The following is a 21,568-nucleotide window of genomic DNA, read 5'->3' as shown; positions in this document are numbered from 1 at the left end:
CGCAGAAGGATGGGATCACGCTTTTACATGAGTGCAGCTCATGCATCTGTGAATTAAAACCATTTTACTTCATCGATTCGCATCCCTACCATTCGCTCCCATTGTTCGTTTGCATTTTGGGAAGCAGTCATGGTCATCACCACACCCTCGGATCGCATGGATGCCGGAGCCGGATCCCGCGCTGAACTTGGCCATCTCGCGTGAAAGCAGCCATGTCACGTCCGCTCCGTCTGGTCGCCGTTTCCGGTGGACTGCAACGCCCCTCCAAATCTGCCGCCCTGGCAGAGCATCTGTCTGATCTGATCGCCGACGAAGTTCCGTGCGAACAACGCCTGGTGGAACTGGGCCAGCTTGCGCCGCAGCTTGCCGGCGCGGTGTGGCGCTCGCAGTTGCCCGAGATGGTGGAACGTGAGCTTGCGGCGGTGGAGCAGGCGGATGTGCTGGTGGTGGCCACGCCGGTCTTTCGTGGCGCCTACACCGGACTGTTCAAGCACTTCTTCGACTTCGTCCACCAGGACGCCTTGATCGACAAGCCCGTGCTGCTGGCGGCCACCGGTGGCAGCGAGCGCCATGCCCTGGTGATCGACCACCAGCTGCGGCCGCTGTTCAGCTTCTTCCAGGCGCGCACGCTGCCGCTGGGCGTTTACGCGACCGACAAGGATTTCGTGGACTACCGCCTGCACGACGAGGCCCTGATACAGCGGGCCGCGCTGGCGGTGCAACGGGCATTGCCGCTGGTCGAGCTGATGCACCGCGCCAGGCCCTGCCTGGCCGAGGAAATGGCTGCGGCCTGAATCAACCCACGTTTTTTTATTTCTAAATCAGGTCATTGGATCACCATGAACGCAGAACTGCACTTCAGCCTCAAGAGCATCCGTTTCGATGAGAACTATCACCCATCGGACAGCACGCGCATTACCACCAACTTTGCCAATCTGGCCCGGGGAGCGAGCCGGCAACAGAACCTGCGCCATACGCTGAGGATGATTGACAACCGCTTCAATGACCTGGCGCATTGGGACAATCCGACGGGAGACCGCTATTCAGTCGAGCTGGACATCATCTCCGTGGAGATGGGCATGGGTGCCGAGATGGGAAGTGGCGTATTTCCGTTGATCGAGATATTGAAGACCAGCATTCTCGACAGAAGATCGAACAAGCGCATAGCCGGCATTGCAGGGAATAATTTTTCTTCCTACGTGCGTGACTATGACTTCAGTGTTCTGCTGCCGGAGTACAACATCAACCGCCAGGAGTTCGGCACGCCGGACGATTTTGGCGACCTGCATGGCAAGCTGTTCAAGCAGTTCGCCCGTTCGAGCACGTACAGGGAGCACTTCAACAAGCCCCCGGTCATCTGCATCAGCGCCTCTACCAGCAAGACCTATCAGCGCACCGGAAACCAGCATCCCGTACTGGGTGCCGAGTATCAGCAAAATGAGCTGTCATCGACGGACCGGTATTTCGGGAAGATGGGAATGCAGGTTCGATTTTTCATGCCACCCAATAGCGTTGCACCCCTGGCCTTCTATTTTCAGGGCGACTTGCTGGCCGACTACACGAATCTTGAGTTGATCGGCACCATCAGCACCATGGAAACCTTCCAGAAGATTTACCGCCCCGAGATCTACAACGCCAATTGCGCGGCAGGAAAAATCTATCAGCCGAGCCTGAAGAACCATGATTACTCGTTGACGCAGATTGTCTATGACCGCGAAGAGCGCAGCCAGCTGGCCGTCAAGCAGGGCAGGTTTGCGCAGGAGCATTTCATCAAGCCGTACAGGAATGTTCTTGAGCAATGGGCAGCCGATTGCGCGCTCTGACCGGCCAGACAGACATACCATTTTTCATTGATTGCGCAGCGGCTTGGGACAACGGTCCTGAAGTACGCTGGCACCACCCCTCTTTGCCTTGAAGGAATTCTCCGATGTTTGAAACCTCTATCGCCGGCAGCCTGCCCAAGCCAGCCTGGCTGGCCGAAACCAACAAGCTCTGGCCCCAGTGGCAGGCCGAGGGCGATGCGCTTCGCCAGGCCAAGGCCGATGCAACCCTGCTGTGGATCAAGGCCCAGGAAGATGCAGGCCTGGACATCGTGTGCGACGGCGAGCAGTCGCGCCAGCATTTCGTGCATGGCTTTCTGGAGCAGGTGGAGGGCATCGACTTCGACAACAAGGTGAAGATGGGCATCCGCGACAACCGCTACGACGCGATGGTGCCGCAGGTGGTCGCCGCCCTGCGCCTGAAGGGCCGCGTGCATGCCTTCGAGGCGCAACTGGCGCGTGCGCACACCAGGAAGAAGCTGAAGTTCACGCTGCCCGGCCCGATGACCATCGTCGATACCGTGGCGGACCGCTTCTATGGCGACAAGGTCAAGATGGCCTTCGCCTTTGGCGAGCTGCTCAACCAGGAGGCCCTGGCGCTGCAGGCCGACGGCGTGGACATCATCCAGTTCGACGAGCCCGCCTTCAATGTCTACATGAAGGATGCCGCCGACTGGGGCGTGCAGGCGCTGGAGCGCGCTGCGCAGGGCCTGACCTGCACGACGGCCGTGCATATCTGCTACGGCTACGGGATCAAGGCCAATACGGACTGGAAGAGCACGCTGGGCGAGGAATGGCGCCAGTACGAGACGGTGTTTCCCGCGCTGGCCAGGAGCCGCATCGACCAGGTGAGCCTGGAATGCATCCACTCCCACGTGCCGCCCGACCTGATGAGGCTGCTGGCCGGCAAGGACGTGATGGTCGGCGTGATCGACGTGGCCAGCGACGTGGTGGAGACACCCGAGGAAGTGGCGGACACCATCGGCCGGGCACTGGAGTTCGTGCCGAAGGAGCGGCTGTTCCCCTGCACGAATTGCGGCCTGGCGCCCATGGGCCGGGACGTGGCGTGGCGCAAGCTGAAGGCGCTGGCAGAAGGCACGAAGCTGGCAAAGGAGCGGCTCGCCAAGGCCTGATGCCCTGCGTGGCCAAGCGCAGGGGAAGATGCCAGGGGGTGCCAGGGGGTGCCAGGGGGTGCCAGGGGGTGCCAGGGGTTCATGGTTTGCCCTGTATCGGATTCAGGCAACTGTCTGAAGTCAAGACACTGAATCTGTTCAATATTCGGGCACTCGCTGCCCGTGCTCTGCCCGTGCCCGCCATTGCGTCTGCATGGCCCGCCTGGGCCTGCCTGGCACAAAGCATGCATGGTCCCTCCTCACAAAAGCAGCGGGCGCCAGCCCAGCCGCCAACCCAAGGAGACAAACCATGCAACGCCGCCCCTTCCTGCATTCCGCCCTCGCACTCTCCGCCATGGCCACCATGGCCGCTGCGGCTCCTGCCGCCATGGCCCAGCAGGGCGAGATCCGCATCGCCCACGTCTACAGCAAGACCGGCGCGCTGGAGGCCTATGGCAAGCAGACCCAGGCCGGGCTGCTGATGGGGCTGGAGTACGCCACGGGCGGCAGCATGGCGGTGAATGGCAAAAAGCTGGTGGTGATCGAGAAGGACGACCAGGGCAAGCCCGACCTGGGCAAGAGCCTGCTGGCCACGGCGTATTCCGATGACAAGGCCGATCTGGCCGTGGGGCCCACGTCGTCCGGCGTGGCGCTGGCCATGCTGCCGGTGGCCGAGGAGTACAAGAAGATCCTGCTGGTGGAGCCGGCCGTGGCCGATTCGATCACGGGCGACAAGTGGAACAAGTACATCTTCCGCACGGGCCGCAACTCCAGCCAGGACGCCATCAGCAATGCCGTAGCCATCGACAAGGCGGGCGTGACGATTGCCACGCTGGCCCAGGACAACGCCTTCGGGCGCGACGGGGTGAAGGCCTTCAAGGACGCCATCAAGAAGGGCAAGCTGGCGCATGAGGAGTACCTGCCCGCAGCCACCACGGATTTCACGGCAGGGGCGCAGCGGCTGATCGACAAGCTCAAGGACCAGCCGGGCAGGAAGATCATCTGGATCGTGTGGGCCGGGGCGGGCAATCCGTTCAAGATCGCGGACATGGATCTCAAGCGCTACGGGATCGAGATCGCCACGGGCGGCAACATCCTGCCCGCCATGGCGGCCTACAAGAATCTGCCGGGCATGGAGGGCGCCACGTACTACTACTACGGCATTCCCAAGAACCCGGTGAACGAGGCCCTGGTGTCCATGCACTACAAGCAGTACAAGACGCCGCCGGATTTCTTCACGGCGGGCGGTTTCTCTGCGGCCATGGCCATCGTGACGGCGCTCAAGAAGACAGGTGGAGACACCAAGACCAACGGTCTGATCAAGGCCATGGAGGGCATGAGCTTCGACACGCCCAAGGGCCAGATGACCTTCCGCAAGGAAGACCACCAGGCCCTGCAGAGCATGTACCACTTCAAGATCCGCGTGGACCCGGCGCTGGCCTGGGGCGTGCCCGAGCTGGTGCGCGAGATCAAGCCCGAGGAGATGCAGGTCCCCATCCGCAACGGCCGCTGAGCAATGTTGCGCACAGAGGATCTGACCATCCGCTTCGGGGGCCATGTGGCCGTCAACGGCGTGAGCTGCGCTTTCGAGCCGGGCACGCTGACGGCCATCGTGGGGCCCAACGGGGCGGGCAAGACCACGTATTTCAACCTGATCTCGGGGCAGCTCAAGGCCACGGCAGGGCGCGTGCTGCTGGGCGGGCGCGAGCTGACGGGGCTGGCCCCCTCGGCGCGCACGCGGGCCGGGCTGGGGCGGGCGTTCCAGCTCACCAATCTGTTCCCGCACCTGAGCGTGCTGGAGAACGTGCGCCTGGCCGTGCAGGCGCGTGACGAGGGCCCGCACCGGCGCGGCCTGAACCTGTGGAGCATCTGGAGCGACCACCGCGCGCTCACGCAGCGGGCGCTGCACATCCTCGACCAGGTGGCCCTGTCCGCCCGGCGCGACGAGGCCGTGGCCGCGCTGCCGCATGGCGACCAGCGCAAGCTGGAGGTGGCCTTGCTGATGGCGCTGGAACCCCAGGTCTATATGTTCGACGAGCCCACGGCGGGCATGAGCCATGACGAGGCGCCGGTGATCCTGGACCTGATACGCAAGCTCAAGCAGGACCGCAGCAAGATCATCCTGCTGGTGGAGCACAAGATGGATGTGGTGCGCGAGCTGGCCGATCGCATCATCGTGCTGACCAATGGCACGCTGGTGGCCGATGGGCCGCCGGCCGAAGTGATTGCCTCGCCTGTGGTGCAGCAGGCCTACCTGGGTGTGATGCCGGAGCAGGGCGCCGTGAAGGAGGCCGCATGAGCGCTGCCGCCAACCTCAACCCAAACCCCAACCTGCTCGAACTGTCGGGCGTGCACACGCATATCGGGGCCTATCACATCCTGCATGGCGTGGACCTGGCCGTGCCGCGCGGGCAGCTGACCATGCTGCTGGGGCGCAACGGCGCGGGCAAGACGACCACGCTGCGCACCATCATGGGCCTGTGGCGGGCCAGCCAGGGGCGCATCGCCTTTGGCGGGGCCGACATCACGGCCCTGCCCACGCCCGCGATCGCGCGGCTGAACATTGCCTATGTGCCCGAGAACATGGGCATCTTCGCGGACCTGACGGTGCAGGAAAACCTGCTGCTGGCCGCGCGCGGCGCCTCGCGCGCCGACCGCATGGACGCGCAGCGGCTGCAGTGGATCTTCGGCATGTTCCCGGCCGTGGAGAAGTTCTGGAACCACCCGGCCGGCAAGCTGTCGGGCGGGCAAAAGCAGATGGTGGCGGTGGCGCGCGCCATCGTGGAGCCGCGCGACCTGCTGATCGTGGACGAGCCCAGCAAGGGCCTGGCACCGGCCATCATCGAGAACATGATCGCGGCCTTCGCCCAGCTCAAGGCGGGCGGCACGACGATTGTGCTGGTGGAGCAGAACCTGGGCTTTGCGCGCCGCCTGGGCGACCGCGTGGCGGTGATGGACAACGGCCGCGTGGTGCATGCGGGCGGCATGGCCGAGTTCTCGGCAGACGCGGCGTTGCAGCAGTCGCTGCTGGGGCTTTCGCTATGAACAAGCTGAACAGGCTGGATGTGGATTTCAAGCCGTTGCTGCTGGTGCCCGTGCTGGCCCTGGTGGCGCTGCCGCTGGTGGGCTCGGCCTCGACCTGGCTGACGCTGACGGTGGCGGGGCTGGCCATGGGGATGATCGTGTTCATCATCGCCTCGGGGCTGACGCTGGTGTTCGGGCTGATGGATGTGCTGAACTTCGGCCACGGCGTGTTCATCGCGCTGGGTGCCTTCGTGGCTACCAGCGTGCTGGGTGCCATGGGCGACTGGACGGGGTCCGAGCAGCTGTGGCGCAACCTGCTGGCCGTGCTGCCGGCCATGGTGGTGGCCATGCTGGTGGCGGGCGCCATCGGGCTGGCGTTCGAGCGCTTCATCGTGCGGCCCGTGTACGGCCAGCATCTCAAGCAGATCCTGATCACCATGGGCGGCATGATCATCGGCGAGGAGCTGATCAAGCTCATCTGGGGCCCGCAGCAGATTCCGCTGCCGCTGCCCCAGGGCATGAAGGGCGCCTGGCTGCTGGGCGATGCCGCCGTGGAGAAGTACCGCGTGGTGGCCGTGCTGGTGGGGCTCGCGGTGTTTGCCCTGCTGGCGTGGACGCTGTCGCGCACCAAGATCGGCCTGCTGATCCGCGCGGGCGTGCAGGACCGCGAGATGGTGGAGGCCCTGGGCTACCGCGTGCGCCGCCTGTTCGTGGGCGTGTTCGTGGCGGGCTCGGCCCTGGCCGGGCTGGGCGGGGTGATGTGGGGCATGTACCAGCAGAGCGTGGTGCCGCAGATGGGGGCGCAGGTGAATGTGCTGATCTTCATCGTGATCATCATCGGTGGGCTGGGGAGCACGGGCGGGGCGCTGATCGGCGCGCTGCTGGTGGGGCTGATGGCCAACTACACGGGGTTCCTGGTGCCCAAGGTGGCGCTGTTCTCCAATATTGCGTTGATGGTGGCCATCCTCTTGTGGCGGCCTCAGGGCGTCTATCCCGTGGCGAATCGCTGAAGGAGTGATCGACATGCTCAACCGATTGCTTTCCGGCGACCTGCCGCGCAGCCGCGTGCTGGCGGTGCTGCTGCTGTTGATCTTCCTGGGGCTGGCGGCGGCGCCGTTCGTGTTCCCTGGCGTGAAGGCGCTGAACGTGGCGGCCAAGGTGCTGATCTTCGTGGTGCTGGTGGCCAGCTTCGATCTGCTGCTGGGTTACACCGGCATCGTGAGCTTTGCGCACACCATGTTCTTCGGCATTGGCGCCTATGGCGTGGCGATTGCATCGTCGCGCATGGGCGCGGGCTGGGGTGCGCTGGCGCTGGGCCTGGGCGCGGCGCTGCTGGTGTCGCTGCTGCTGTCGCTGGCCATCGGCCTGTTCTCGCTGCGCGTGCGGGCCATCTTCTTTGCCATGATCACGCTGGCCGTGGCGGCGGCGTTCCAGACGCTGGCCTCCCAACTGTCGGAATGGACGGGCGGGGAGGACGGGCTGAGCTTCAAGCTGCCCGAGTGGCTGTCGCCCAGCTTCGAGCCCTTCGAGAACGAGGTGCTGGGCGTGCTGATCGACGGGCGCATCATCACCTACTACCTGCTGTTCGTGCTGGCCGTGGTGCTGGTGCTGGCGCTGCTGCGCATCGTCAATTCCCCGTTCGGCCGCGTGCTGCAGGCCATCCGCGAGAACGAGTTCCGCGCCGAGGCCATCGGCTACCGGGTGGTGGTGTACCGCACGCTGTCCAGCGTGCTGTCGGCCCTGTTCGCCTGTGTGGCCGGTGCCATGCTGGCGCTGTGGCTGCGCTATAACGGTCCCGATACCTCGCTGTCGTTCGAGATCATGATGGACTGCCTGCTGATCGTGGTGATCGGCGGCATGGGCACCATCTATGGCGCGGCGATCGGCTCGGTGCTGTTCCTCATCGCCCAGAGCTATCTGCAGGACCTGCTGCGCGTGGCCAGCGAGGCCGCGCACAGCCTGCCCTGGCTGGCCGCGCTGCTGTCGCCCGACCGCTGGCTGCTGTGGCTGGGCGTGCTGTTTGTGTTGTCGGTCTACTATTTCCCCACGGGCGTCGTGGGGCGTCTGCGTTCTTCCCGCGCCGGAGCCTGACCAGGGCCCCTGGCGCATTCGTGCATCAGAGAACTACCACAAGGAGATGGGCATGTTGAAGCGTGAAGAGATGGTGTCGTCGATTCCTGCAACCCCGTGGCGCTGGGCCTTCACGGCGCTGGCGGCGGCCGCGCTGGCGGCCTGCGGCAGCGGCGAGCATGAGCCCAGCAACGATCTGCCCAAGGGCTTTACCGAGCTGGGCGCCACGGTGTATCCGGCCACGGCCACCGGCACGGGCGCCACGGCGGCCACGCAGGACTTGCTGACGGGCGGCCTGGGCAAGACCGGCCTGGGCGCCGCAGCCGCGCCCCTGTACGCGGACCCTGCCAATCCCACGGCGGCGGAGCTGCGGCGCAATGCGCTGTACTCCAACTACCGTGGCATCCTGGACCCCACGGCGGGCGGCGGCTACGGCACGCTGTACGGCCCCAACATCACGGCAGACGGGCAGGTGACCACGGGCGAAGGGCTGATCCCCGGGCGCGAGTACCTGGCCGTGCTGGACGACGGCACCGGCCGCAAGCAGACCATGGTGGCCGTGCAGGTGCCGGACAGTTTTGACCGCAACCGGCCCTGCATCGTGCTGGGCCCGTCCTCGGGCTCGCGCGGCGTGTATGGCGCCATCGGCACGGCGGGCGAGTGGGGCCTGAAGAAGGGCTGCGCCGTGGCGCTGACCGATGCGGGCAAGGGCGTGGGCCTGCACAACCTGAGCGACGACACCGTCAACAAGCTGGACGGCACGCGCGCCACGCGCACGGACGCCGGCAGCCTGTCCTTCTTTGCCGCGCGGCTGACCGATGCGGCGCGCGCCGCCTACAACGCGGCGTTTCCCAACCGCATTGCCATCAAGCACGCGCACTCCCAGCAGAACCCTGAAAAGGACTGGGGCAACGACACGCTGGCCGCGGCCCGCTATGCGCTGTACGTGCTCAATGCCCGCTATGGCACCACGCAGGACCCCGTGCCCTTCGGCAAGGACAACACGCTGGTGCTGGCGGGCTCGGCCTCCAACGGCGGCGCGGCCGTGCTGCGCGCGGCCGAGCTGGATGCGGACGGCCTGATCGACGGCGTGGTGGCCTCCGAACCCGTGACCGAGATGCCCACGCGCCAGGGCTACACCATTGCCGTGGGCAATGCGACCATGCCCAACCCGGGCCGCACGCTGGCCGAGTACACCACCTACGGCAACATCTACCAGCCCTGCGCGGCGCTGGCCCCCGATGCGGCGCTGACCGAGACATCCATCTTCAACTACATAGGCCTCACCGCCATGACGGCGCGGGCCGAGGCACGCTGCACCAGCCTGGCTACCAAGGGCCTGGTCATTGGCAGCACCACGGCCGACCGCGCCGCCAATGCGCTGAGCAAGCTGCGCCTGTACGGCTGGACGCGTGACCACGACCGCATGCACAACGCCCACTACGCGCTGGGCAACGGCCCCATCCTGTCGGCCATGTACACCATGGCCTATGGCCGGTTTGGCGTGGATGCCAACCTGTGCCGCACCAGCTTTGCGGCCGCCAATGCCACGGGCGACGTGGTGCCCGCCACGGGGGCTGCGCTGGCCCAGAGCTTTGCCACGGCCAATGGCACGGCCAACGGCACGCCCGCCACGGTGGTCTACAACGACTCGGTGGGCGGGGCCAAGGCCTGGCAGTTTGCCGTGTCGCCCTCCACGCGCGTGGCCGACCTGGGCCTGGACAACGCGCTGTGCCAGCACGCGCTGGTGACGGGCTTCGATCCGGTGACCGGCTTCAATCTCTCCGAAAGCAGCGTGCCCACGCGTGCCCAGAGCGACGCCGTGCGCGCCGGCATCAACGAGGTGCTGCACACTGCCAAGCTGCGCGGCAAGCCCACCATCATCGTGGCGGGCCGCAGCGATGCGCTGGTGCCGGTCAACCACAATGCGCGCGCCTACACGGTGCTCAACCGGGGGCTGGACGGCAGCAACACGCGGCTGCGCTACATCGAGGTGGTGAATGCCCAGCACTTCGATGCCTTCCTGCCGTTCTCCGGCTTCGACACGCGCTTCGTGCCGCTGCATCCGTACTTCAACCAGGCCATGGATGCCGTGTGGGCCAACCTGCGCAGCAGCACCGCGCTGCCCGCCAGCCAGGTGGTGCGCACCACGCCGCGCGGCGGCCAGCCGGGCGCGGCGCCCGCCATCACGGCGGCCCAGGTGCCGCCCTTCGTGGCGCGGCCCAGCACGGCCAACACCATCGAGGTCAGCGACGGGCTGATCCGCATTCCTGAGTGAGCCAGGCCCTGGAGCGGCCGGCGGCCAAGGCGGCCTGCCGCTCCTGCACAGCAGAGATTTCTCCCATGGCTTCCAAAGCATCTTCCTCATCCGCGCCCGTACCCGCTTCCTGCTACACGCAATGCGCGGGCTACGAGATCCACTACATGGACTGGCAGCCCGCGCCCGATGTGGCTCCAGCGGGCACCGTCGTCGCCTGGCACGGGCTGGCACGCACGGGGCGTGATATGGATGCACTGGCGCAGTTCCTGGCAGGCCAGGGCTGGCGCGTGATCTGCCCCGACACGCCGGGCCGGGGCCTGAGCCAGTGGAGCCGCGCGCCGCGCGAGGAATACCGGCTGGGCTTCTACGCCCGCATCGCGCGCGGGCTGTTCAATGCGCTGGGGCTGGAGCGCGCGCATTGGGTGGGCACGTCCATGGGCGGGGCGATTGGCACGGTCTGCGCCTCGGGCCTGTTCGAGCCGTCGCTGCGCGCACGCATTGCGACGCTGGTGCTCAATGACAATGCGCCGCAACTGGCTGAGTCGGCGCTGGCGCGCATCAAGGCCTATGCGGGCGAGCCGCCGGCCTTCGACACCGTGGGCGAGCTGGAGGCGTTCTTTCGCCAGGCCTACCGGCCCTATGGCTGGCTCAGCGATGCCGAGTGGCGCAAGCTCACCGAAACCAGCGTGCGCCGCCTGCCCGATGGGCGCGTCACGCCGCACTACGACCCGGCCATGATCGAGCAGTTCACGGCCCATGACGACGACTACGGCATCTGGCCGCACTACGACGCCCTGCAGATCCCCGTGCTGCTGCTGCGCGGCGTGGACTCGGACCTGGTGCTGCCCGAGGTGGCCCGGGAAATGACCACGCGCGGCCCCGGCGTGCGTGGCCTGCTGCACTGGCAGGAGGTGCCCGGCTGCGGCCATGCGCCGGCGCTGAACGTGCCCGCGCACTGGCAATGGGTGCTGGAGCATCTGCAGCGCGGCTGAGCATCAACCCGGGCCGGGCGCGGATGTTGCTGCCGCGCTAGCATTTGCGACGGGTGCAGCCTCGCCTTCTTTTCGGGCGCGGGCACCGTCTGGGCAAGAGAGGCCTGACATGGGTTTTCTGGTGGAGCTGATCCGCGAGTACGGCTTCGGCATCGTCTTTCTCAATGTGTTCGTCGAGCAGCTGGGTGCGCCGATTCCGGCCTACCCGGTGCTTGTCGTGACCGGCGCGCTGGAAGGCGCTGACTGGGTGCGCCTGCTGTGGCTGGTGGCCGTGGCCGTGAGCGCCGCACTCATCGCCGACCTGTTCTGGTACCAGGCCGGCAAGGCCTACGGCCACCGGGTGCTGGGGCGCATCTGCCGCATCTCGCTGTCGCCCGACGCCTGCATCCGCCAGACCGAGACCGTCTATGGCCGCTGGGGCGCAAGGTCGCTGCTGGTGGCCAAGTTCGTGCCGGGGTTTGCCTCCATCGCCAGCGCGCTGGCCGGCGTGATGGGCACGCCGCTGCGCAGCTTCGTGCTGTATGACGGGCTGGGCGCGCTGATCTGGGTGGGCTCGGCCGTGTACCTGGGCTCGCTGTTCAGCTCCACGGTGGAAGACCTGCTGGGCGTGCTCACGGCGCTGGGCCAGTGGGGCCTGTTGCTGCTGGGCGTGGCGCTGGGGCTGTTCATCGTGCGCAAGTGGTGGCAGCGCCATCGCATGGTGCGTTCATTGCGCATGCCGCGCATGTCGGTGCGCGAGCTGGCGGGCCTGCATGCCCAGGGCATGGAGCCCACGGTGATCGATGTGCGCGCTCTGCCGCAGTACCGCCAGGGCCATATCCCCGGCGCCCAGTCCTGGGAACTGCGCCCGCGCGATGGCGGCGAGTCGCATGCGCACCTGCTGCCCCAGCACGACCATCCCCACGGGCTGGTGATCTACTGCGACTGCCCCAACGAGATATCCGCCGCCCGCCTGGCGCGCCAGCTGCAGCGCGCCGGCTTTGCCAACGTGCGCCCGTTGGTGGGCGGCCTCAAGGCCTGGCAGGCGGCTGGCTTCGACGTGGAAACCGCGCCGCTGCCCGTGACGGCCAGCGCGGACGAGGGGCCCGCGCCCAGCGTGCCGTAGTGGCTGAAGGTCCTCGGATTGCTGCCGGATTGAGGGCGAGAAAACGTTAACGTTCACACGAAGTTGATAACGAGTCGTCTGTTCTGGTAGAGACGTCAGCGGGCTGGACCTGAAGTGGTCCTTGCTCTCTCTCTGATGCGCTCCTCGCCCTATCGCTTGCCAAGATGCAGGATGGTCACCTAGCGTTTGCTGGTGCCTGAAGCGCGCCATGCTTCAATGTTTTAATTTGTTACTATTGCCGTTCATTTGAATGAGGGCATGGTCATGACATTGCTGATTCTCTTGATTCTTGGCGCTGTTGGATATTTCTATTTGGCGCATGTCTTGAATGAGAAGAAGAGGGCGCGGCTTATGGAGAAGTACGGCGATGCGGACATTGTCGAGCGCATCATGAAAAAGATGTTCTGGCAGGGGCAGACAGAGGAGCAGCTATGCGATTCGCTTGGAAGCCCAGTCGACATCGACTCCAAGGTCATGAAGACGAGACATCGTCAGGTGTGGAAGTACCAGCCCTCAGGCCGGAACCGGTATCGGCTGCGTATCACGGTGGATGACGGGTATGTCGTCGGATGGGATCACAAATAGGCAGCTTCCTCGTCTCACCCGTTGCAGTTCAATTTTTTATCCTTGTCTCAGGTTCGTTCCAGAAGAAATATGAAGTACGTTGTCTACATCGGCGCCGTGATGGGTGTCTTTTTCATGCTCTCAACCATTGGCGTCCAGGGAGCACCGCAAGAGGCGGCACTTGCAGCTATGGCCTGTGCTTTTTGCATCATCCCCTACGTTGTTTTCAGGGTCCGGCAGTCGGCGGTGGAAGAAGAGCAAAGGAAGAAGATCATCGAGTTGCTGAGAGTCATCGCTCAAGACAAATAAAACCTGCTCCTGAGGGGGCGTGCGAAGCAAAAAAGCCCCTTGGCACTGCCAAGGGGCTTTTTCATTCAGGCGAATTCAGTCGTGAGGTCCTGCCATCAGCAGACCTATTTGCCCGCCGGCATCGAGCAGTGCCCGCCTTGCGTGGCCTTGCCCGAGCCAGCCGCGATCAGCGGCGCCTCGAAGCGCAGGTCCACGCGCGGCGAGTGCAGGTGGTCCCAGGCCAGGAAGAGCACCAGCACGGCCCAGAAGACCGCGCGCAGGGTGTTTTGCTGTGTCATGGCGGGTCCTCTCAGAAATTGAAATGGCGGCGGATGCGCAGGCCGAAGATGGTGCCGGCAAAGGCCAGCGGCACCCAGATCCAGCCGTGGATGCTGCCCGTGGAGATGCCCGAGAGCATGGCGCCCACGTTGCAGCCGAAGGCCAGGCGCGAGCTGTAGCCCAGCACCAGACCGGCCACCAGGGCCACCATCCATTGCGTGCCCGTGAGCGGCTTGGCATTGACGGGCTTGGCGGCAGCCACCCACAGGGCGCCGCCCAGGATGCCGATGTTGGTGATGCTGGTCACGTCCAGCAGCACGGTCTCATGCAGGCGCGCGGCGTTGCCGGGCTGGCTCCAGAACCAGTTGCCGGCCAGGTCCACGGCGCCTGTGGCGTTGGCGATCTTGGCGGCCCACAGGCCGAAGCCGTAGACCACGCCCCAGGGCTGGCCCGCAATGACGAGGTTGAGCGTGGCCAGCACGGCCAGCAGCACGGCACCCACCACCCACTTGCGCACGAACAGCGGCTTGGCCGGGCGCTTGAGTGCCATGTTGGCGCCACGCACATACCAGGCCACGCCCAGCGCGACCACGGCCAGCGCCGCCAGCGTGGCCAGCAGGGCAGGGGCCCAGCCCCAGGCCGTGACCAGGCCCACGGGCTGGGTGTTGCCCAGGTCCAGCCACCAGCCCAGGTGCAGGCTGCCCAGGAAGCTGCCGATGGCAAACACGGGCAGGATGGCCGCATTCATGGGAATGCCCATGCCGGCCTTGTACAGGGTGCCGCTGCCGCAGCCGTCCGCGATCTGCATGCACAGGCCGAAGACGAAGGCGCCCACCAGCAGGCTGATGCTGGGCGGGCCCAGAGCGGCCGTGAGTTCGGGATAGTGGCCCAGCAGCGGCATGGCCAGCGCGGCGGCCAGCGCCAGCAGCAGCAACTGGCCGAAGACGCCGCTGGCGTCCTTGTCCTCGATCAGCATGCGCCAGCCCGTGGTGAAGCCGAAGCGCTTGCCGGCCAGCACCGCGCCCAGGCCCAGGCCCACGGCGAACAGCGCGGCCTGGCGCACCGAGACGCTCCACAGCAGCCAGCCAAAGAAAACGGCCAGGATGGCCGCAAGAGGAAGTCGTTTCATATCATTTTTCTCCATGCAGTCGCCCTCCCCCGCGAAGCGGGTAGAGAGGCGCCGTGCCACGGGGGAAGGCGCGCAAGCGCCTCAGGGCGTGTTTACTTGAACTTTTTTTCCCACCACTGCTTGGCGTCGTAGGCCAGGGATTCGGCGCGGCCGGGCTGGTTGGCCATGGGCGGTGCATCGGCCTGCTGCGTCCAGTCCACCATGGAACCCGCATACAGCTTGACGCCCGGCAGGCCTGCGACTTCGGACAGGCCGAACCAGTCGGTGGCCGCCCAGTGGCCGGTGTTGCAGAAGGCCACCATGTCCTGGCCCTGCTCGCGCTTGACCTTGGCCGCGATCTGCTTGGCCGTGGCCGTATCGACAAAGGTGGAGGTGCCGGGCACGAACCACTGGTTGAAGTCCAGCTGCTGCGCACCGGGCAGGGTGCCCGAGATCTTGGCGGCAGGCGCGCGCGTCTTGCCCTGGTAGAAGGCATCGGGGCGCGAGTCCACCAGAGCGGCGTTGCTGAGCCTGACGTGCTGGCCCACGTCTTCGCGCGTGGCGATCAGGCTGGTGTCGAGCTGGGGCTGGTAGCTGCTGCGGGCCACTTTGACGGCCTCGTTGTCCTGCGGGAGCTTTTGCTCGTTCCAGGCCTTCATGCCGCCGTTGAGCACGGACAGCTCCTTGAGGCCCAGCAGCTTGAGCGTCCAGTACACGCGCGCTGCGGCGCCGAAGTCGGTGGCGTCCGCGCCCGTGGAGACCACGATGGCGTGGGTGGCGGGCGTCAGCCCCAGGGACTGCACGAGTTCGGTGAGCTTGGGCAGCTCGGGCAGTTCACCGGGGTTGGTCGCGGGGCCGCGCCATTTGCCGTAGGGGGCGTTGAGCGCGCCGGGAATGTGGCGCTCGCCATAGGCCTTGGGATCGCGGATGTCGATGATGCGCACGGCGTCCTGGCCGGCGGCGGCCTGCACGCCGGCAGGGGTGAGCAGGGGTTCGGCGGCGTGGGCCGTGCCGAAGGCGGTGCAGGCGAGGCCCAGCGCCAGCAGCGGGGCCGCCAGGCGCAGAGCGGGGGAAAAGGTCTTGGTCATGATGGCTGGGGCCGGTCATGGAAGACCGGCGGAACAAGCAACTGGAGTGCAATTGTCCCGCTTGCAGCATCTATATACAAAGACGCTTATGCATTCTGCTCATGAGGCAGGGTTATATGGCACGGCGCAGAAGATGCAGGACGGCCTCAGCGCTGTGCGCCCACGGCCTTGGCACGCTCCAGGCTGGCGTCCAGTTCGGCCTGCGGCGCCTTCTGCGTGGGCCAGCCCTGCATATGCTGCTGGGCGATGCGGCTCAGCGCCGTGATCCAGGGCGCGCTGTCGTTGAGGCAGGCGATGTACTCGAACTGCTCGCCACCGGCATGCATGAAGGCCTCGCGCGCTTCCTGGCTGATTTCTTCCAGCGTTTCCAGGCAGTCGCTGGTGAAGCCGGGGCAGACCACGTCCACCCGTTTGGTGCCGCTGCGTGCCAGCTCGATCAGCGAGGGCTCGGTATAGGGCTCCAGCCATTTGGCCTTGCCAAAGCGCGACTGGAAGGTCACCAGGTATTGCGAGGGCGACAGGCCCAGGCGCTCGGCCAGCAGGCGGGCGGTCTTGCGCGATTCGCAGTGGTAGGGGTCGCCCAGGTGCAGCGTGCGCTCGGGCACGCCATGAAAGCTCATGACCAGTTTCTCGCCACGGCCGTTGCCGCGCCAGTGGGCCTCGATGCGCTGGGCCAGCGCATCGATGTAGGAAGCGTCGTCGTGGTAGCGGTTGACGAAGCGCAGCTCGGGAATATGGCGCTGGGTGCGGGCCCAATCGTAGACCGCGTCGAACACGCTGGCCGTGGTCGTGCCCGAGTACTGCGGGTACAGCGGCAGGATGAGGATGCGCGTGGCGCCCTCGGCCTTGAGGGCATCGAGCACGCTGGGGATGGACGGGTTGCCGTAGCGCATGGCATGGCGCACCAGCACGTTGTGCCCGGCCTCGCCCAGCCAGCCGCGCAGCAGCAGGGCCTGGCGCGCGCTCCAGTGCTGCAGGGGGGAGCCGTCCTTCTCATGCCAGACGGTGGCGTACTTGGCCGCCGACTTGGCCGGCCGCGTGCGCAGGATGATGCCGTGCAGGATGGGCAGCCAGGCAATCCTGGGAATCTCGACCACGCGGTCGTCGCCCAGGAACTGCGCCAGGTAGCGGCGCACGGCCGGGGCCGTGGGCGCATCGGGCGTTCCAAGGTTGCACAGCAGCACGGCGGTGCGCTGGGGTTGGTCGTGGCGGAATGGAGGTTCTGGCGCGAAGCGGGAAGGCATGGGGCCGATTGTGGCAGGACGGAGCCGCCTGCCACGCGAGTCGGATGACCCGGCTGCAGCCGGCAACGGCTGCCTTCGCTATGCTCGAACCATGTCCCAAGCCACCATCGCCCCCCTCGCCGAATCCTCTCTTGACCCTGCATTGGCCGCCTTGCAGCAGCTGCGCCGCAGCGGCCGCATCCGCGCCATTTCCATCGATCTGGACGACACGCTGTGGCCCGTGTGGCCAGCCATCTCGCGCGCCGAACAGGTACTGCTGGACTGGCTGCACGCCCATGCGCCCACCACGGCCGCAGCGCTGCGCGACGTGGCCACCCTGCGCGCCATCCGCGTGCAGATCGAGCGTGACCGCCCGGACCTTGCCCACGACCTGAGCGGCCTGCGCCGCGAGTCCATCCGCCTGGCGCTGCAGCGCAATGGCGACGATGGCGGCCTGGCGGAAACGGCCTTCGACATCTTCTTTGCCGAGCGCCAGCGTGTGGACCTGTACGAGGACGCGCTGCCCGCCCTGCAGTTCCTGGCCGCGCGCTGGCCCGTGGTGGCGCTGAGCAACGGCAACGCCAGCGTGCACGTGGTGGGCATTGGTGAGCATTTCCATGCCGCGCTGAGCGCCACCAAGGCCGGCATGGCCAAGCCCGATGTGCGCTTTTTCCACGCGGCAGCGGCGGCGGCAGGCGTGGCGCCTGACGAGGTGCTGCACATTGGCGACGACGCGCGGCTCGATGCGCTGGGCGCCATGGATGCGGGTATGCACGCAGTCTGGCTCAACCGCACGGGCGTAGCATGGCCTCACGAGGGGTCCACGCCCCACGTCACGGTGGCCAGCCTTGCGCAGTTGTGCCAGGGGCTGGCTGACAGCTGACCCTGCCTGCCCGCGAAGCCGCGCCATGCCATGCCCACCAGCCACAGCACCGCTTTCTTCCACCCCCCCGTCCTTCCCGCCGTGCGCAGCATCGGCTGGAAACACCCCCTGAGCTGGCTGGCGCGTGGCGCGCGCGACATGGCCAGGGCGCCCTGGCTGAGCCTGGCACATGGCCTGGTCTTGACCTTGATCGGGTTTTTGATCTTGACGCTGGGGCACAATCGCTTTTGGCTGATGGCCGGGGCCCTGTCGGGGTTCCTGATCGTCGGCCCTGTCGTGGCGACCAGCCTCTACGCCATCAGCCGCGCGCTGGAGCGCGGCGAGGCTGCCGATCTGTCCCTGGTGCGGCGCACCTGGACGCGCTGGCAAAACGGCCATGCGGCCAAGGCCGAGGGGCAGGGCGGCTACTGGTGCCTGGTGCAGTTCGGGCTGCTGCTGTCGCTGGCGGCCACGGGCTGGGTGCTGGTGTCGGCCTCGCTGATCACCGTGCTCTCACCCGTGCGCATCGCCACCCCGGCGGATTTCGTGCAGCACGTGGTGCTGGCCCGCGACGGGCAGTTGTTTGCGATATGGCTGGCGCTGGGCAGTTTTCTGGCAGCGCCTATTTTTGCGTCCAGCGTGGTGGCCATGCCGCTGATGCTGGACAGGCGGGTGACGGTGCGCCAGGCCGTGCTGACCAGTTGGTTGGCCGTGCTGGCCAACCCTGTGCCTCTGGCACTGTGGGCCGCCCTCATTGTGTTGTTGACCCTGCTGGGCCTGGGCAGCTGGCTGCTGGGACTGGTGGCCGTGATGCCTCTGCTGGGGCACGCGAGCTGGCACGCGTACCGCGATCTGGTCGATGCGTCGGCCTTCCCGGCGCGTTGAGCCGGGCGGGCCCGGAGCGGCCGGGCCTGCAGGGGAGGATGTAGGACGGTGTTGTCGTGATATTCGGGTATACAGAAGAACAGATCGCCCATTTCTTCCTCACCTATGGCGTGGGGGCCTTCATCCTCTTCATGGTGTTCATCATCCTGCAGCTGGCGCGCCAGTCCAAGGCAGGAAAGTTCGGCACCTTCGTGATCTTCCTGGGCCTGGGCGTGGGCTTTGTCGGCTACATCGCCAAGATCGTCATCCAGTGGTGGATGGAAAAATGATCGTCACCCCCTGAGCCGCTGCGCGGCTTCCCCCTCTCTCGCTTCGCGGGAGGGGGACGACACCCTCGCGGCGGGGCGGCCCTTGCTCGGTGTCCCAGGCTTTGGGCTGCGTCGGGTTTTTGTGCCCTGCTCAGCGCGCCTATCTTCCTGGCCTGCCTGCTCCTTGCTGCGCCTCTATTCCGCCTTGGCCCCCGCAGCCTTGATCACCGGGTCCCAGCGCTTGATTTCGGCGGCGGTGTGCTGGCGCAGGGCGTCGGGGGTGAGGCGGTCTGCGGGCGGGATGATGACGCTCATGTCCGTGAAGCGCTTGACCAGGGCGGGCTCGGCCAGGGCGGTGCGCAGGGATTTGTTGAGGCGTTCGATGACGGCCTGGGGCGTGCCTCGCGGGGCGTAGAGGCCGTGCCATACGGCAAGCTCGAAGCCGGGCTGGCCAGCCTGCGCGAAGGTGGGCACATCGGGCAGGGAGGGCAGGCGTTCGCGCGTGGCGACGGCGTAGCCCTTGAGCATGCCCGCCTGTATGTGCGGGCCGGTGGCCACGGGCTGGTCGCAGATGACATCGACATTGCCTGCCACCAGGTCCTGCAGGGCCGGGCCGGTGCCACGGTAGGGCACCAGGGTGGCCTCGGTGGAGGTGGTCTGCAGCAGCAGCATGGCGCACAGGTGGGAGGTGGCGCCTACGCCGGCATGCGAGAAGCGCACTTCGCCCGGTTTGGCCTTCATGTGGGCGATGAAGTCCGCCAGCGTGGCGGGCGCAAAGCCTTTGCTGCGCACCAGGATCATGGGTACGTCGCCTGCCAGCGCGATGGGTTCCAGGTCGCGCCTCACATCGAAAGCCAGCTTGCTGTAGAGCGCGGGTGCCGTGGCAATGCCCATGTTGTGCAACAGCAGGGTGTGGCCGTCGGCCTGGGCGCGTGTGACGCGGCTGGTGCCGATGGTGCCACCGGCGCCGCCCAGGTTCTCGACGATGACCTGCTGGCCCAGGTCGCGCGTCATGGCCTCGGCCAGCACGCGGGCCAGTACGTCGGTGGAGCCTCCGGCCGCGTAGGGAACGACGATGGTGACGGGCTTGTTGGGGAAGGCCAGGGCGGCAAGGCTGGCCGCTGACAGCGCGGCGGCGAGAAGGGTCTGGGCAAAGGGATTGCGGATGAGGGGGCGCATGGGTTTGTCTCCTGGAGGCGCGTGCAGGGGCCGCCGGCTCTGTGCGGCCGGTTGTCGGTGGCGTGTTTGGTGGCGTGAGGCAGGAAGGCAAGGGCCGCATGCGGCCCTTGACGACGGCGAGACGGCGCAGGCTCAGGCCGGGGCCACGTACCTGTACAGCTCGGTGTGGTCGGCGGCGGGTCCCAGGGACCTGGAAGCCTCGGCCGCCATGGCGCTGACCTGTTCGGCCAGTGCCATGGGCGTGTGCATGGCCTGGCCCAGCGACAGGGCAATGCCCACGTCCTTGGCCTGCAGCGCCAGCGAGAAGCCCGAGTTGAAGGCGCCGTTCAGCATGAACTGGTGGGCCTTGTTTTCGGTGGTGTTGTTCTTGCCGGTGGAGGCGTTGATCACGTCCACGATGGTGGCCGGCGCAATGCCGAAGGCCGCGCCTGCATGAATGGCCTCGGCCGTGGCGATGAGGGCCGCTGCCGAGACATAGTTGTTCAGCGCCTTGAGCGCATGGCCCGCGCCCACGGGGCCGACATGGGTGATGGCCTGGCCCATGCGTTGCAGCAGCGGCAGGTGCTGGGCGAGCAGGTCCGCATCGCCCCCGACCATGATGGACAGCGTGCCCGCAATGGCGCGCTTGACGCCGCCGGAGACCGGCGCATCCAGCAGCCCGATGCCGCGCTCGCTCAGCAGGCCGGCTAGCGCGCGCGTGCGGTTGGGGTCGGCCGAGCTCATGTCGATGATGCAGGCGCCGGGCGGCAGGTGCGGTGCCAGTTCGCCGACCACGGCATCGACGATGCGGGAGTCGGGCAGCATGGTGAAGACCACGCTGCAGCCGGCAAAGTCGGCCGCGCCGGATGCCACGGCCACGCCCGCATGCTCCTGCGCGAATCGTGCGGTGGCGGCGGGCACGGCGTCCCGGATGACCAGGGCGTGGCCTGCGGCGTGCAGCAGGTGGGCCATGGGCTGGCCCATCATTCCGAGGCCGATGAATCCTATGGTGGTCATGCTGCGTGCCTCAGATGTCCATCTCTTTGAAGACTTCCGAAGCCACGCGGAAGGAGTCGATGGCGGCCGGCACGCCGCAGTAGATGGCGGTCTGCAGGAAGACCTCCTTGACCTCTTCCTTGGTCAGGCCGTTGTTGATGGCGCCGCGCACATGCAGCTTGAGTTCATGCGGGCGGTTCAGCGCCGTGATCATGGCCAGGTTCAGGAAGGAGCGCGTCCTGCGGTCCAGGCCGGGGCGGTTCCAGACATCGCCCCAGCAGTACTGGGTGACCAGCTCCTGCATGTCGATGTTGAAGTCCGTGGCGTTCTGGATGGACGCATCGACATATTCGGCGCCCAGCACCTCGCGGCGGGTGGACAGGCCCTGGTCGAAGAGGGCGGGGTTCTTGGGTGCATAGGCTCGGGTCATGAAAACTCCTGATGGAAGGCGGTGAAGGTGTCTTTCGATGGAGTGGATTTAATCAG

General features: G+C 66.5%; 23 protein-coding genes. 16 read left to right on the top strand and 7 right to left on the bottom strand.

What is annotated here, in order from left to right; genetic code table 11:
* The first annotated feature begins 212 nt into the window (after positions 1 to 212).
* The 13 genes from msuE to IB269_RS20840 all read left to right on the top strand — a co-directional run bounded on the left by msuE (position 213) and on the right by IB269_RS20840 (position 13,256).
* Positions 213 to 794, top strand: coding sequence for an FMN reductase (gene msuE, locus IB269_RS20900; RefSeq protein ID WP_071954854.1), 582 nt, complete (start codon positions 213 to 215; stop codon positions 792 to 794).
* Positions 795 to 839: 45 nt separating this feature from the next.
* On the top strand, positions 840 to 1,823 hold the full coding sequence (locus IB269_RS20895) for a DUF1852 domain-containing protein (protein ID WP_192368154.1): 984 nt from the start codon (positions 840 to 842) through the stop codon (positions 1,821 to 1,823).
* A gap of 104 nt (positions 1,824 to 1,927) precedes the next feature.
* Positions 1,928 to 2,953: a methionine synthase gene (locus IB269_RS20890; RefSeq protein WP_192368153.1), complete on the top strand. Its 1,026-nt coding sequence runs from the start codon at positions 1,928 to 1,930 to the stop codon at positions 2,951 to 2,953.
* Between the two features lie 289 nt (positions 2,954 to 3,242).
* Positions 3,243 to 4,445 carry a substrate-binding domain-containing protein gene (locus IB269_RS20885; protein ID WP_013803330.1) on the top strand — a complete coding sequence of 401 codons (1,203 nt, stop codon included), beginning with the start codon at positions 3,243 to 3,245 and terminating at the stop codon, positions 4,443 to 4,445.
* A gap of 3 nt (positions 4,446 to 4,448) precedes the next feature.
* On the top strand, positions 4,449 to 5,231 hold the full coding sequence (locus IB269_RS20880; protein WP_043791655.1) for an ABC transporter ATP-binding protein: 783 nt from the start codon (positions 4,449 to 4,451) through the stop codon (positions 5,229 to 5,231).
* On the top strand, positions 5,228 to 5,977 hold the full coding sequence (locus tag IB269_RS20875) for an ABC transporter ATP-binding protein (RefSeq protein WP_016454051.1): 750 nt from the start codon (positions 5,228 to 5,230) through the stop codon (positions 5,975 to 5,977). The genes IB269_RS20880 and IB269_RS20875 overlap by 4 nt, the downstream gene beginning before the upstream one ends.
* A complete protein-coding gene (locus IB269_RS20870; protein ID WP_034391650.1) occupies positions 5,974 to 6,966 on the top strand; it encodes a branched-chain amino acid ABC transporter permease in 993 nt (330 codons plus the stop codon). The genes IB269_RS20875 and IB269_RS20870 overlap by 4 nt, the downstream gene beginning before the upstream one ends.
* Positions 6,967 to 6,979: 13 nt before the next feature.
* Positions 6,980 to 8,047, top strand: coding sequence for a branched-chain amino acid ABC transporter permease (locus IB269_RS20865; RefSeq protein ID WP_013803326.1), 1,068 nt, complete (start codon positions 6,980 to 6,982; stop codon positions 8,045 to 8,047).
* A 52-nt stretch (positions 8,048 to 8,099) separates the two neighbouring features.
* Complete coding sequence (locus tag IB269_RS20860) at positions 8,100 to 10,304, top strand: 3-hydroxybutyrate oligomer hydrolase family protein (protein WP_192368152.1); 2,205 nt, start codon at positions 8,100 to 8,102, stop codon at positions 10,302 to 10,304.
* A gap of 65 nt (positions 10,305 to 10,369) precedes the next feature.
* Positions 10,370 to 11,278 (top strand): alpha/beta fold hydrolase, encoded by a 909-nt coding sequence (locus IB269_RS20855; RefSeq protein WP_192368151.1) that lies wholly within the window; start codon positions 10,370 to 10,372, stop codon positions 11,276 to 11,278.
* Between the two features lie 109 nt (positions 11,279 to 11,387).
* Entirely contained in the window at positions 11,388 to 12,383 is a 996-nt protein-coding gene (locus IB269_RS20850; protein ID WP_012204475.1) for a rhodanese-like domain-containing protein, read from the top strand.
* 264 nt (positions 12,384 to 12,647) lie between these two features.
* Positions 12,648 to 12,968 (top strand): hypothetical protein, encoded by a 321-nt coding sequence (locus tag IB269_RS20845; RefSeq protein ID WP_013803323.1) that lies wholly within the window; start codon positions 12,648 to 12,650, stop codon positions 12,966 to 12,968.
* A 69-nt stretch (positions 12,969 to 13,037) separates the two neighbouring features.
* Complete coding sequence (locus IB269_RS20840) at positions 13,038 to 13,256, top strand: hypothetical protein (protein ID WP_013803322.1); 219 nt, start codon at positions 13,038 to 13,040, stop codon at positions 13,254 to 13,256.
* 104 nt (positions 13,257 to 13,360) lie between these two features.
* Here the strand turns inward: IB269_RS20840 and IB269_RS20835 are convergent, their stop codons facing one another.
* The 4 genes from IB269_RS20835 to hemH all read right to left on the bottom strand — a co-directional run bounded on the left by IB269_RS20835 (position 13,361) and on the right by hemH (position 16,954).
* The gene (locus IB269_RS20835; RefSeq protein WP_192368150.1) at positions 13,361 to 13,534 is read right to left on the bottom strand and encodes a hypothetical protein; all 174 of its coding nucleotides are present in this window, start codon (positions 13,532 to 13,534) and stop codon (positions 13,361 to 13,363) included.
* An 11-nt stretch (positions 13,535 to 13,545) separates the two neighbouring features.
* Positions 13,546 to 14,643, bottom strand: a complete 1,098-nt coding sequence (locus IB269_RS20830; RefSeq protein WP_043823824.1) for a YeeE/YedE thiosulfate transporter family protein — start codon at positions 14,641 to 14,643, stop codon at positions 13,546 to 13,548.
* 92 nt (positions 14,644 to 14,735) lie between these two features.
* Positions 14,736 to 15,710, bottom strand: a complete 975-nt coding sequence (locus IB269_RS20825; protein WP_012204478.1) for a sulfurtransferase — start codon at positions 15,708 to 15,710, stop codon at positions 14,736 to 14,738.
* A gap of 146 nt (positions 15,711 to 15,856) precedes the next feature.
* A complete protein-coding gene (gene hemH / locus IB269_RS20820) occupies positions 15,857 to 16,954 on the bottom strand; it encodes a ferrochelatase (protein ID WP_013803319.1) in 1,098 nt (365 codons plus the stop codon).
* Between the two features lie 91 nt (positions 16,955 to 17,045).
* On the opposite strand from hemH, the gene IB269_RS20815 reads away from it, so the two are divergent.
* The 3 genes from IB269_RS20815 to IB269_RS20805 are packed head-to-tail and all read left to right on the top strand — an operon-like array spanning position 17,046 to position 18,949.
* Complete coding sequence (locus IB269_RS20815) at positions 17,046 to 17,816, top strand: HAD family hydrolase (protein ID WP_013803318.1); 771 nt, start codon at positions 17,046 to 17,048, stop codon at positions 17,814 to 17,816.
* 30 nt (positions 17,817 to 17,846) lie between these two features.
* Positions 17,847 to 18,680, top strand: a complete 834-nt coding sequence (locus tag IB269_RS20810; RefSeq protein ID WP_097202882.1) for a DUF2189 domain-containing protein — start codon at positions 17,847 to 17,849, stop codon at positions 18,678 to 18,680.
* Positions 18,681 to 18,736: 56 nt separating this feature from the next.
* Complete coding sequence (locus IB269_RS20805; RefSeq protein ID WP_012204482.1) at positions 18,737 to 18,949, top strand: DUF2788 domain-containing protein; 213 nt, start codon at positions 18,737 to 18,739, stop codon at positions 18,947 to 18,949.
* Between the two features lie 174 nt (positions 18,950 to 19,123).
* On the opposite strand, the gene IB269_RS20800 is transcribed toward IB269_RS20805, so the two are convergent.
* From IB269_RS20800 to IB269_RS20790, 3 genes are all read right to left on the bottom strand, one after another.
* Entirely contained in the window at positions 19,124 to 20,107 is a 984-nt protein-coding gene (locus tag IB269_RS20800) for a tripartite tricarboxylate transporter substrate binding protein BugD (protein WP_043823819.1), read from the bottom strand.
* 132 nt (positions 20,108 to 20,239) lie between these two features.
* Positions 20,240 to 21,103, bottom strand: a complete 864-nt coding sequence (locus IB269_RS20795; RefSeq protein ID WP_192368149.1) for an NAD(P)-dependent oxidoreductase — start codon at positions 21,101 to 21,103, stop codon at positions 20,240 to 20,242.
* Positions 21,104 to 21,113: 10 nt separating this feature from the next.
* Positions 21,114 to 21,512: a carboxymuconolactone decarboxylase family protein gene (locus tag IB269_RS20790; protein WP_012204485.1), complete on the bottom strand. Its 399-nt coding sequence runs from the start codon at positions 21,510 to 21,512 to the stop codon at positions 21,114 to 21,116.
* Between the last annotated feature and the right edge of the window lie 56 nt (positions 21,513 to 21,568).

This window comes from Delftia sp. DLF01 (genome assembly GCF_014852125.1).
Lineage (GTDB): Bacteria > Pseudomonadota > Gammaproteobacteria > Burkholderiales > Burkholderiaceae_C > Comamonas > Comamonas acidovorans.
The sequence above is the reverse complement of the archived record's forward strand: the minus strand, read 5'-3'. Positions and strand labels throughout refer to the sequence as shown.